General features: G+C 59.3%; 5 protein-coding genes and 5 pseudogenes. 2 read left to right on the plus strand and 8 right to left on the minus strand.

Annotated features, from left to right (window positions below):
- Positions 1–1092: pseudogene (locus tag OXS27_RS30145) on the minus strand (IS630 family transposase); the annotation flags it as partial.
- Positions 1093–1464: 372 nt separating this feature from the next.
- On the opposite strand from OXS27_RS30145, the pseudogene OXS27_RS30150 reads away from it, so the two are divergent.
- A pseudogene (locus tag OXS27_RS30150) lies at positions 1465–2744 on the plus strand (IS66 family transposase).
- Positions 2745–2770: 26 nt separating this feature from the next.
- Positions 2771–2977: pseudogene (locus OXS27_RS30155) on the plus strand (IS66 family transposase); the annotation flags it as partial.
- A gap of 312 nt (positions 2978–3289) precedes the next feature.
- Here OXS27_RS30155 and OXS27_RS30160 read toward each other — a convergent pair.
- The 7 genes and pseudogenes from OXS27_RS30160 to OXS27_RS30190 form a co-directional block, all read right to left on the minus strand.
- A protein-coding gene (locus OXS27_RS30160; protein ID WP_267361262.1) for an IS630 family transposase occupies positions 3290–4350 on the minus strand; the annotation gives its coding sequence in 2 pieces (ribosomal slippage) (positions 3290–3864 and positions 3864–4350; 1062 coding nt in all).
- Positions 4351–4411: 61 nt separating this feature from the next.
- A pseudogene (locus OXS27_RS30165) lies at positions 4412–4630 on the minus strand (IS110 family transposase); the annotation flags it as partial.
- Positions 4631–4772: 142 nt separating this feature from the next.
- Positions 4773–5696, minus strand: coding sequence for a glycosyltransferase family 2 protein (locus OXS27_RS30170; RefSeq protein ID WP_267361254.1), 924 nt, complete (start codon positions 5694–5696; stop codon positions 4773–4775).
- 994 nt (positions 5697–6690) lie between these two features.
- Positions 6691–7629, minus strand: a complete 939-nt coding sequence (locus OXS27_RS30175) for a hypothetical protein (protein WP_267361256.1) — start codon at positions 7627–7629, stop codon at positions 6691–6693.
- 211 nt (positions 7630–7840) lie between these two features.
- Positions 7841–9280, minus strand: coding sequence for an MBOAT family O-acyltransferase (locus tag OXS27_RS30180; protein ID WP_267361258.1), 1440 nt, complete (start codon positions 9278–9280; stop codon positions 7841–7843).
- Positions 9281–9357: 77 nt separating this feature from the next.
- The gene (locus OXS27_RS30185; RefSeq protein WP_267361260.1) at positions 9358–11265 is read right to left on the minus strand and encodes an HAD-IIIC family phosphatase; all 1908 of its coding nucleotides are present in this window, start codon (positions 11263–11265) and stop codon (positions 9358–9360) included.
- 603 nt (positions 11266–11868) lie between these two features.
- A pseudogene (locus tag OXS27_RS30190) lies at positions 11869–12131 on the minus strand (IS630 family transposase); the annotation flags it as partial.

The following is a 12131-nucleotide window of genomic DNA, read 5'->3' on the forward strand; positions in this document are numbered from 1 at the left end:
AAGTGGTCTGAGTTAGAGGTTCTTTGGCGGAAGCGTCCGACGCTGGCGAGGATGGCCTCGGCGGGTTTGGTCCAGACGAAGGGCTTCGGGTCGGCGTTGGTGTGGTCGATGTAGCGGTGGATCGCGGCTTCGAGATCGTCGGTGTTTTGGAAGGCGCCGCGCTGTAGGCGTCTGCGGGTGAGGCGAGCGAACCAGCCCTCGACAAGGTTGAGCCACGATGCGGATGTCGGGGTGAAGTGCAGGTGCCAGCGCGGGCGCTTCACCAGCCAGTCGTGGATCAGCTTGGTCTTGTGGGTGGCGGCGTTGTCGAGCACGAGGTGGACGTCGAGGTCTGCCGGCACGCTCGCCTCGACCTGATCGAGGAAGGCGCGGAACTCGACCGAACGATGTCGGCGTGTGCAGCGGCCGATCACGGTCCCCGACCGGACGTCGAGGGCGGCGAACAGATCGGTGGTGCCCTGGCGGCGATAGTCGTGGGTCCGGCGCTCGGGCTGGCCGGGCCGCATCGGCAGCACGGGGGCCGTGCCGGTCAGCGCCTGGATCGGGGCTTCTCGTCCACGCACAGCACCACGGCCCGATGCGGCGGGGCCATGTACAGGCCGACCACGTCCCGGACCTTGTCGACGAAGGCGGGATCGGTCGAGAGCTTGAAGGTCTCGGTCCTGTGCGGCTGCAGGCCGAAGGCGCGCCAGACCCGCGAGACCATGGTCTGGCTCATCCCGACCCGCTTCGCCATGGCACGCGTCGACCAGTGGGTGGCGTTCTCCGGCTGGCTCTCCAATGTGAGGGTGATCATCGCCTCGATCGCCGTGTCCTCGGTGGCACGCGGCGCACCGGAGCGGGGCAGGTCGACGAGACCATCGACGCGGTGGGCCAGGAAACGGGCACGCCAGGTCGTGACGCCCGGACGGCTGATTCCGAGGCTGCGGGCGATGCCGGTGTTCGTGGAGCCAGGCTCGGCACAGGCGCCAGCACGATCCGCGCGCGCTGGGCCAGCGCCTGACCGACGTTGCGGCGGCGCACCAGACCCTCCAGCCGCGCACGCTCGTCCGCGCTCAGGTGAAGTTCGGCTGGTCTGGGACCGTGGGCCATCGCAGCAACCTCCGCTCAGAAGCCCAGCAGATGGCTCTCACGTCCCAAACCGCAAGGAAATCTCTAACTCAGACCATTAGCACCGCTTTGACAGATCAACCGAACGGTTGAGATTGTTGCAGATAGGCCTACCACGGCCATGAGCGGGGGTCTGTACGATGTCAGCGCTTGCGGATGGCGTGAGGATCTGGATCGATGGCTGCAGCCATTCCTTGCGGGACTGTCGCATCCGGCGCGCCAAGCGATTTGGCCGCTCTACCTGGCTGGGCTGATCGGCTTGGGTGACTGCAAGACCGTCCAGCCGATGGCGGCCCCAGCCGAGTAATTACCCAGGCCCTTGCGCGGGTTGGGTTTCGCTGATTCCCTCGTGGGATGGGGCGCAGCGATCTTGAGCGGTGGAGGCGCGAGGAGCTGATCGAGCTGGTGCTGCGGCTGCAGCGTCCGGACAAGACCTCGCGCACCTCCTCGAAGCCACCGGCGACCGACCGCAAGGAGCGGCGCGAGCACTCCAAGCCCGGCGGGGCCAAGCCCGGCCACGAGGGCCACAGCCGGGTGATGAGCGACGATCCCGACGCCGTCGTCGAGCCTCGTCCTGATCGCTGAGCGTGCTGCGGCGGCGCCCTGCACGGAGATCTTCCCTCCGAACTCGTGAGCGTGTCCGAGCGGATCGAGCTGCCGGAGGTGGCCCCGGTCGTGACGCAGCATCAACGGCTGGCCGTGCAGGTCCGACCTGCGGGGCTCGGGTCGTCGCACCGGTGCCGGAGGCGGCCCGTGGCACACCCTTCGGCCCGCGGCTGCATGCGGTGGCGACCTATCTGAAGACCTTCCAGGCGCTCTCCTACGAGCGGCTGCAGGCGGCGTTGTCGGATCTGTTTGGTCTCACCCTCAGCCAAGGCGGGCTGATGAACCTGCTCCAGCGCGCGCAGAGCCGCTTCCATCCGGGTCACGAGGCCGCCGTGTCCGCCCTGCGCAAGGCCGCGGTGGTCGCCTCGGACGAGACCGGCGTGCGGATCGAGGGCTCGAACGCTTATCATTGCGTGTTCCACGCGGCCAATGCCGTGGTGCACACGGCCTCGCCGACGCGGGGCGCCATCGTGGTGCGGGAGATGATGGATGGGCACCGGCCCGCGGTGTGGATTTCGGACCGCTACACGGCTCAGCAGGGCCATGCGGCCGAACACCAGACCTGCCTCGCCCATCTCGCCCGCGACGTCGCCTACGTCGTCGAGGCGCGCGACGATCCGGTGCCCTGGCGTCTGCAGCTCTGGCTGGCCTCCGTGTTCGCCCTGGCCGAGCGCGTCACTACCTTGGCCACCTCGACCCTGGCAGCCAAGCACCGGAGCCTTGACCGACAACTCGGGGCCATCCTCGCCACGCCGAGCGGCTGCGACTTGACCCGCGACCTGCAGGCTAAGATCGGCCGAGCCCGCGCTCAGCTCCTCGTCTTCCTCGCCCATCCCGGGGCGGTCGAGCCGACCAACAACGGCTCGGAGAGGCTGCTGCGCCCGGCTGTCGTGCAGCGGAAGGTCACCAACGGCTACCGCGCGATGTGGGCCGCCGAGGGCGAGGCCGCCATCCGAACCGTCGTCGATACCGCATGCCTCACAGGCCACAGTCCCTTCGGCACCCTCCTAAAGACCGTTGGCGGCTAAACCCTGCAATCGCCGGGGTGAGTAATTACCTCGCCTATCCCGGAAAGGTCGAGCCGACCAACAACGGCTCCGAGCGGCTGCTTCGTCCGGCCGTCGTGCAACGGAAGGTCACCAACGGCTACCCCGCCATGTGGGCGGCCGAGGGTGAGGCCGCCATCCGCAACGTCGTCGATACCGCACGCCTCACAGGCAGCAGCCCCTTCAGCACCGTCCTCAAAACCATCGGTGCCTGAACCCTGCCATCACAGGCCTGGGTAATTACGTCGGCGCGAAGCCGCCGCATGATGGGGTCGGGAGAGCAAGGCATCTCAATCTGTTTCACGACCTGGTCTGCTGACGCGGACCGGTTCGGGACTTTGGTTCGGGACCGTCAACGAGATCGCCTCGCCCATCGTCCCCACGGGAACGATCCGGGTCACCCTCGCGGGTGAAGTCTGGCCTGCCGTCGTTCCGTTCGACGGGGTAGGCGTGTCTCGGTCATGCGAAGGCAGCGACGGTGGCCGTCGGCTCCTTGCCAAAGCGGAACTCATACCAATCGGCGTTGATCATAACCGGTAGGCCCACGCGCGCAGACCCAGGAACATGATCTTCCAGGGCTGGTCGATGAGGCGATTCCAGGCGTCGCAGCACCGGTCGACAATGTCGTCGTAGGAGGCGAAGATCCGGTCGCCGAGCCAGTTGTCGCGCATGAATTGCCACACGTTCTCCACCGGGTTGAGTTCAGGCGCGCAGGGCGGCAGCGTGAGGAGGGTGATGTTGGCCGGCACGATGACGTCGTGAGCGCTGTGCCAGCCTGCGCCATCCAGGATCAGTACGACATGCGCGCGGGGCGCGACGGAGCGGCTGATCTCGGCCAGATGCAGGGTCATCGCCGCGCTGTCGCAGCGGGGGAGGACGAGACCGGCACCCTTGCCCTTCTCCGGACAGATCGCGCCGAAGATGTAGGCGTAGGCCGTGCGCTGGTCCGTGGGTGCCGAGGGTCGTGTCCCGCGGCGTGCCCATCGTCGCGGTAGGGTGTTCTTCTGGCCGACGCGCGCTTCGTCTTGCCACCAGACCTCGATGGCCGTTCCAGCTGGTAGCCCCGCGCGGATCGCCGTCACGGCGGCGGGGAGGTTTTTTTGAACGCGGTGAGCGCAGCCGGATCCTGCTCATGGTGGCGCGGGCGCACCAACAGCTTGCGGAAGCCAAGGCGATGAGCCAGCCGTCCGAGCGTGCTCTCGTCCAGGCTGACGCCGAAGCTCGCGTAAACCCAGGCCGCCAGATCCTTCAGCCGCCAACGCACCCCGCCATGCCGGTCCGGGTCCGGCCCGCTCTCGACGATCTGCATCAGCGCCCTGCGCTGTGCCGCGTCCAGCTTCGGCTTCTGGCCCGGCGCCTTGCGGTCGATCAGCCCAGCCGGGCCATCCGCGTTGAAGGCCAGCACCCAGTCGCGCACCGTCTGCAGGCCCACCACCCCGATCCGCGCCGCATCGGTGCGGCTGCCGCCGTCGTAGATCTCAGCCAGAGCCAGAAGACGACGGCTCCGGCCCGCATCCCGGCTGACCTTCGCGCGCCGCCGCAGATCGTCAGCCGTGAAGTCCTCGCGCAGCCAAACCGCAGATGACAGGCCAAACCCTCCGGTTCACCTCATCGAATCAGATCCAGAACCGATACCCCGTGAGTCAGCCTCACCGTCGATTGGTATCAGTCCCGTGGCTCCGCATCCGGTGCAGGACGACGGCGAGCTTGCGCGCGACCGCCACGCGGGCCGGCGCCATGCCACCATGCTTGGCAACCTAAATCCCCCAGGCGCGCAGGCTCGACCATTGGCGTGAGCGCGTCAGCAGCCAGTGCGCGGCCTCGTAGAGCGCGGTGCGAGCGAGTTCGTCGCCGCAGCGGCTGACCTTAAGCAGCCATGAGCTGGACGATCTTGCGCAGCAAATCCGAGAACCGTCGCCACTTGGGGCGGCGTCCCCGGGAGAACGTCATCCAGAACGCCGATCCGCTAAAGAGAGGGAAGGATCCCGCAGCCGAAACGCGCTCTTCACCTCATCCAAGATCCAAGATTTTCCGTGGATTGCTGCGTCCGAATGCGAAGTCGACGACAGCAAGCAAATTTCCCTTCAGCCGGCCACGATGATCGAACTTCGACTTCGGAAAAGCAGAATGATAGATATTTGAAAGCAACGATTTGACGATAAAATCGAAAGCGGTACGTGTTTCCACGGTGCCTTTATTGCGGAGATATATCAAATTCGCGACTTGCGAATAGCCCAGCCGTACGCCGCTCGTTCTACCGCCACTTACACCGAGATGAACACCCTTGCACCGATCATAATAAAGAACTCGGCCTAAGCGTCGCGCTTGGCCTGTAAGATCTCTGTCCTCCTGCCAGGCATACAGCGGCAGCCCTTCATCGAACGAACAGCTTTCAAACAAGCTGCCACGAAATGCCATATTGCAGCCATAGACACTTAGCGTTTCCCGGGTGGATCCACTCGCCCAATGAGATCCAGTCTGAATACCAGCCCCGTTGATCGCTCGTGCCTCATCTTCTGAAACTGACGACCCATGAATACCATCCGCAAGAACATTACCTGTTATTCCGACGACGTCTTCGTCGCGAGAAAACAACTCTTCGCATTCAAGAAGCCATCGAGGGTCTGGTCTAAAATCATCATCGAAGAACACGACCGATGTGCGGTAATCGAGGTTGCGCGAAGCTTGCAGATATCTGACCGCGTCGTTCCGCTGCGCTGTCAGTCCTGGAGAGTTCGAGACCCTGAAAACAACATTCAAATTAGGCGGAATACACGACTTCTCAACCGCGATATCGGCCGCCGAAGCCCCGACGACGACGACCACCGAAGGGACAGCCTCTTGGCCACCGAGGTTTTCGAGGAGGTGACCAACCTCCCGAGCCCGCCCACGCGTCGCGACGACGACATGTAAGGTATCAACGACCTCTCTCATGTGCAGCCCCCCCTTTCACTGCACCCCGTATCGAAACTCGCGCTTCGTCGGAGATCTATTGAGGCGATCGGGCTTCGTTAGACCGCCCGAATACTATGCGCGACCGTTGCATCGAGATCTCACAAGCCGAATCAGCCATGCCCCAGCGAAGCTCAAACGGCGAAACAGGACGAGAACGCGTAGTACGGGTCGCTCCCGACGAAGCGCGGCAGACAACCAAGCCGAGATTCCGACGCGGAGCAGTCTTATGACGATCGACTCGCTCGTTGAATCCACGATTGCGCCGTATGAACGTGCCACTACCGATCGCTATGCGTGCGAACGTATCGCTGATCAGCCTGCAACCAAGAACTCGATCAAACCGAAACCGTCGACTGAAAAGAATGACACATGTCGATTTTCGAACAAGATCGCGGGTTTCTCCCCGACGACTTCCAACACGCTAATCCCACTTGAGCGAAGATGCTCAAGCGAGCGCTGAAGGTCGAGGGTCTCGTAACAAACATGATACACGCCCGGCCCACTTTTTTTCAGCATGCGGTTGAGCGGCCCAACTGTATCAGAAGGCCAGATAACCTCGACATCGGGCTGTATAACGTGGTGCCACATACAAAGGTTGACATTCTGCAAGGGGTCCAGAACCCGACGGCCCTCGCTATAACCGATGCACCGGAGATAGTTCGTCGTCGTTGTCGGGTTCAACGTCGCGACGCCTAGATGATGAAATTTGAAAAACGGGGCGAGTTCCCCTTCAGCGATAGGATGGGTCGGACTTGGATGCAGCGGGCCTGGTGCCGTTGGAGACATTCAGGATGCCCCTTTCGCTTTAATCAGTGTCAGAAGGTCGCCGACGTTAGTGAGCCTACTCACTTCAGACGCAGAAAAACTCACGCCGAACTCCTTTGCAGCCTCAAGCATAAGTCTGATATGACTCAAGCTATCCCACTCCGCGATGTCGTCCGCCGTCATATCCGGCCGCAGCTCGATTGTCTCATCATCGAATACGTCCCGGAATACCTGCTGAAGCTTCGTTTGCGTGTCCATGATCGAACCTACCGTCCCATTCGCTAGCGGATCCGGAACTCGTACATCCGATCCGATTGAGATACGTCGCTATAGTCTCGCCAATCGCTTTCGCGACACTTGGTTTCGCATGGACCTCGTCCGAGAAAGAGGCCTGCGAGGGGTAACCATTGACCTCGATGAATTTGACTGCGTCATTACCGACGAAGCGCTGCTTCATCTCGGATATTTTGTCTTTATATTCTCGGTACATGGGAACCGCCGACGCCCACCAATCCGGTATCGGAAGGTCAACGATCACCACTTTATCACCATCCTGTGTGATATCAGCTATCGTTTTCTCCAAAAGGGCGAATTGCGTGGAGGATAACTGATCTTTAAAGCCGAGCTGCTGATGCCAGTATCTCACAGCAGCAGCCTTCTGCTCATCGGAGAAGGACGCTGCTTCCCGTTCGCCTTCGCTTCTCACATCTGGCCGCACAAAAAAGAATGACCGCGCTCGAAGGCTGGCCGCCCGAGAAATCTTTTCAACCATGGCAAACGGGCTGACCAAAACCGACAGTAATGGCTCGAAACTGGCTCCTCCCCACGGTCGGTACAGCTCTCCCTGTTTGGTATAGACTCCATAACGCTGAAATTCCAGGTCCAGATCAGTTTCAGCGTTCGGACGGTCAGCGGAATTCCATCGGTCTTTGCTATCGCCGAAGAGACCGAACCAGATCCCTAAAACATAGATATCTCGATGTCCGGGAACGAGCTGACGATTTTTCAGAGCGATCAGAGCCGTCTGCCTGAGTTCGGTAATGTTTTCGTTGCCGATCGATAAGTTGTCCACGACGGCACACGGCATTTTGTCCATCATCACCGGAGGGCGCAGTTCGATATCCGCGTTTGAGGCACCGAGGATCATCACCCGTCGTTCCCCGTGCCGAAGGCTATCCTGCATGAAGACGAGATACTTCGTCGCGGTAGCGTAAAGCGAGTCGGACGCCGCGCCGGTGTCCACGTATCGATTCAGCCCGCGTGACGGCGCAAGGCAAAACGCCACGGCGACGAGGAGCGAATAAAGAACGGCGACGCTCAGGAGAACACGCAGAATGGACCTAAATATAGCCAACATATTAAAATGCCTTATAAACGAATTCTGGAGCTTTCGTCAGCATAGAGGATACGAATAGAACGGAGAGAAACGCGAGGGCGCATCGCACCGCCGCAAATGTCGTTCCGCTGACGATGGTCCCGCCGAACGGCACCTTTGCGAACGCGCCGCCGAGGGCGCGAGCGATCGATGCGCCAATTGCGAACAGAGCGGCCAGCGAGCTCAAAGCGATCGCCACCCCCGTCGGACCGAGCCGCGCCGTGAGGGCAAACAGTTGCCCAATCTCGTTGATCCACAAACAGGTTAGCGCGAGCGTGAAAAACGAGAACGTCAATCCAGCGCATGCCTGCCCGTACAGCACATTTTTTTGCAGCGCCTTATAGGACGGTTTACCGATAAATCGCGGGAGCGTTAGCTGCCAGATTTTATTCGCGCACGCGCCGAGTGCCATCAGCAACCCGTAGACGACGAAAACCAACGTCGATCCATGCCAGATGCCCATCACGAGAAAGGTCACGAAAAAGGCCGATAACCCGACGTAAGCTGAAGCCTTTGAGCTCGGAAACCGTTTCATGAGCGAAATCATCAGCGGCGTAAACAGATAAGACTTGAACCATTGAGACATCGTCATGTGCCATCGCTGCCAGAACTCGAGGAAGCTCTTCGACGTGAACGGCTTATTAAAATTCTCCGGGACATCGATCTGCATCATACGGCCCAAACCGATCACGATATCCATATAGCCCGAAAAATTATAATACAGATATCCGGTATACGCCGCGGCGCTTGCGGTATATAGAAATACGAATTTCAGCCAGTCGACCTGAACGGGCTCTGAAATAAATTGTACGCTGAGGTTCTGGAACACGTAATCAAAAGCCCCTGCGATCACGGCGAGTTTCACGAAGCCCAGGGCCATTCGAGACAGAGCGTCCATCACCTCACGATCGCTGATCGGTTCTTTGATGGCACGTTGTTCATCCCGGAACTCTTCCCAACGCTGCACCGGGCCGGATAGGAAGCAAAGGAAGTTACAGGTATACAAATAATACTCAAGCAAGCTGGGCTTGGATTTAATCTCACCGTTTGACACCTCGACGAGAAGTCCGATGATACGAAATAATATATAAGACAATCCGACGGTCGTATAAATAAATGGCAATCCTACGCACTTGAGAAAGAAAAATTGCTTGAGGTAGACGAAAGCGGCCAACAACACGCTGACGCTAACGAAAAGTGATGTTTTGTCCCGGCTTTCCCTGGCGGCGCAGATCAGCACGAAGCCGACCAGAAGAAACAGGAGCAATGGAACGGCTGAAGCAGGTCCGTTTGTATAAGTCGTAATGAAATACGATGTTGAAAGAGCGAGGACGAACTGCTTAGCCCTCCTCGAACGCGAGATGTGATACAAAACGACGGTCGCGAACGCAAACGCGATGAACTGAACCGAGACAAAATTCATGCTTCTCTCGCCGCTGATAAATTTCGTTGTCTCTAGCTGCGCAGCTCGGTACGCCTAGCCTTATAGACTAAGGGATATCAGGTTCGATCGATCCGAGTAATCTTCATAGTCGGTTCTTCGAGATCGACGTCCGTGCTAAGCTCCCAAGTGGTCGCCCCATCCCGGAGCGTTTCCTTGAGGGTGAAACCGAGCTTAGGATAATGATCCTTGACCATGTCGTTTCTTCCGCTGGGTATCCATTCGCCGACCAGCTTGGTCACACCGGAAGCTTTCGCTTGAATGAGCATCTCTCTTAGAACCATATGTTCGACCTTTCGGCCCAACACGCGACAACTCATCAGCCATGTGTCGATCACCCACACGGTTTCGCCGGCAGGTCTACAGATGACAACGCTGATCATTCCGTTGTCGCCAAACTTGTCTTGTAAACGAACCTGCAATGTATAAACCTGAGGATCTTCTTCCGCTTTTTGGACTTCCGCCTCGGTATAACGCCGCGTCGTCAAGTTGTACTGGTTGCTCTTGTTGATTAATTGCGCCACCCTTGAACGACCGATCTTATCGAACGGGCTGAATAGGATTTCCATTTGCAAAGTTTGGAGATACTCATCCATGTTTATGGATTTGCTCATTAAATCGAGCCGCTTTGCGTTGTCTTTATAGGAGTCCGAGCGTTTTTTGTCGTCTTCGTTAAACGATATCGCCTCGAAACAGTTTGATGCTATCAACGTACGGGCGTAACCAGCCGGATCTTCCGTCAGCTCAGGAACCAAGACCGAGGGCAGCGCCCGTCGGATCTGGTCTCTCTCTACCGGATTGTCATCGACGAACACCAAAGAGTCCAACCCGATGTTCAGTTCCTGCGCAATCGCCGCGATATTCGACGCCTTGTCGTTCCAGTTTGCCTGAAAGGCAACCAGATGTTTCTCACGCAACAGCATCTCGGGATGGTTTCTGAACGGCTCGCGTGCTACTTCATCGGTGTTTTTCGAGCTGACTGCCAAAAGAATACCGCGCTTATGGAGGTCTACCGCCGTCTGCTGCAGCACCAAGTGGGCTTCGCCAGTTGCGTCACCCTGCCTGATGTTGATGCCGGCCATCCCATCATCACCGATAACGCCCCCCCACACGGTGTTATCTAAATCGAGAACTAGGCATTTCCTCGATTTTCCGCGAATTGCTCCGATGATAGAGCCGACGCGATCGGCGTATAAAGGAATGAAGCTATACGAGAATGGCAACTTTGCGACGTTCCACTCTTGGTCAGAGAACCAGTTGCTAGTACCGACTGTTGCTGCCAGATGCTCGACATCGAAGAGGATGTTTCCGTCATCCCGCGATAGCTCTATCAACGCCGCGTTCAATCGATCGAGTATCCAGCCGAGCGTCCCTGCGACGCTGCGATCCAGGCTACCGAGCAATTGCTCGGGCCGACGTGGTATCGTCTGAAGGATACAGAGAGCATTGCTGTGAGATTTAATTGCCGTGCAGATGGTACGGTACAGTTGGAGGCAATTCTCGACGGTTTCGGCCGCCTTATCCGAGTTGCCAGGAGTGATCGAGATCGGGAGGCTTCGATGATCGAGTGCTATCAGCACCCCGTCCGGCTTCATCGCGTTCACGGTTGAAGCTGGGTCAAGCGCGTCCTGCAATGCCTGATCGTAGCTTCCGGAAGCGGCGTTGAGGGCGATGCCATGCCGGATTGCACTCGCCATGAGTGCCGGGATGACGAGGTCTGTGGTGCCAGTTCCGAGCAGGGCTAGGCGGAAGGGCGACAACGGTGTCAGTCGCGCTTCCTTGTCGAGCAGCGCCTTGACTGTTCCTCCCAGGATGCGAAGTTGGTTGTTATCCAACCGAGCGCCAGCAAGCTTGGACAGGCTCGCGGCGAGGTCCGCCTGTTCGTCAAGCAAGGCCTTGCAAGCGTGCCGAAAATTCTCGATCGGCAGGGGGAGCCAATTCAAACTTTCATACATGTTGAGTGACATGGTGATCCTCACGTTCTCGTTGCGCTTCTCGCAGGCCCTACGGCTCGCGGCTGCGCGCGAGTTGACGGTGATCGTCGAGAGTGCAGACCGACCCTCGATCTTTTTCAACGCATAATGTGGCTGAACGCGTTGTTAAGGTATCTGGCTTTTCTGGGGCCATAGTCCATCACCTTATCGGTTGGGGCCCGCGCGGCCAAGCCCCGGGTCTCTACCGACCACAATCTGTATGGAGGTGTATGCGGGGAACGGAATTGATCGAGTCTACCTAGGTCGGCGTTATTCACGGCCGTTTATTGGCTGTGTTAAGAAATTCGCACTGCCGATCTTGCTTCGCCGACGTTTGAAGATTTGCCCCGATTATAGACGCATCCCAGGATCACGCCTTCGGTCGTCCATCGGTGGGCGGAACTGCCCTTCGCTCGCCTCGACACGTCTCCCATAGCCAGGAATTCAAGTGCTTCCGGAGTCCTGGCGCGTTGCCTCAGCGATCAGGGCGGATCGACCACCTCATAACGGCGGAGAACATCCGAGGACGACGACGCGCGTAGTTTCGTCCAATCACTCGTAGGTCATCGTGGGCCTTTGGCCGTCTAGTGCATTGACTCAGACGGATGGTTCAGGCGATCGGCTGATGTGTGCGAGGATGCCGGCGGCGGGTTTGGTCCACACGAAAGGTCTGGCGCGTCGGTTGTGCTCGACGATGTGGCGTTTGATCGCTGCCTGCAGATCGATGACGCCGGTGAAGGAACCAAGTCGCAACCGACGACGGGTCAGCGCGGAGAAGAAGCCCTCGACGATGTTGAGCCACGAGGCCGAGGTCGGGGTGTAGTGGAACGTCCAGGGCGGGTGCCGGGCGAGCCAGGCGC

It is taken from the genome of Methylobacterium sp. GC_Met_3 (assembly GCF_026540775.1).
In the GTDB taxonomy this organism is placed as follows: domain Bacteria; phylum Pseudomonadota; class Alphaproteobacteria; order Rhizobiales; family Beijerinckiaceae; genus Methylobacterium.

What these genes read in the sequence shown, in the direction of transcription:
- OXS27_RS30170 (WP_267361254.1), bottom strand. Translation starts at nt 5,696, where the DNA reads ATGAGAGAGGTCGTTGATACCTTACATGTCGTCGTCGCGACGCGTGGG.
- OXS27_RS30175 (WP_267361256.1), bottom strand. Translation starts at nt 7,629, where the DNA reads ATGATCCTCGGTGCCTCAAACGCGGATATCGAACTGCGCCCTCCGGTG.
- OXS27_RS30180 (WP_267361258.1), bottom strand. Translation starts at nt 9,280, where the DNA reads ATGAATTTTGTCTCGGTTCAGTTCATCGCGTTTGCGTTCGCGACCGTC.
- OXS27_RS30185 (WP_267361260.1), bottom strand. Translation starts at nt 11,265, where the DNA reads ATGTCACTCAACATGTATGAAAGTTTGAATTGGCTCCCCCTGCCGATC.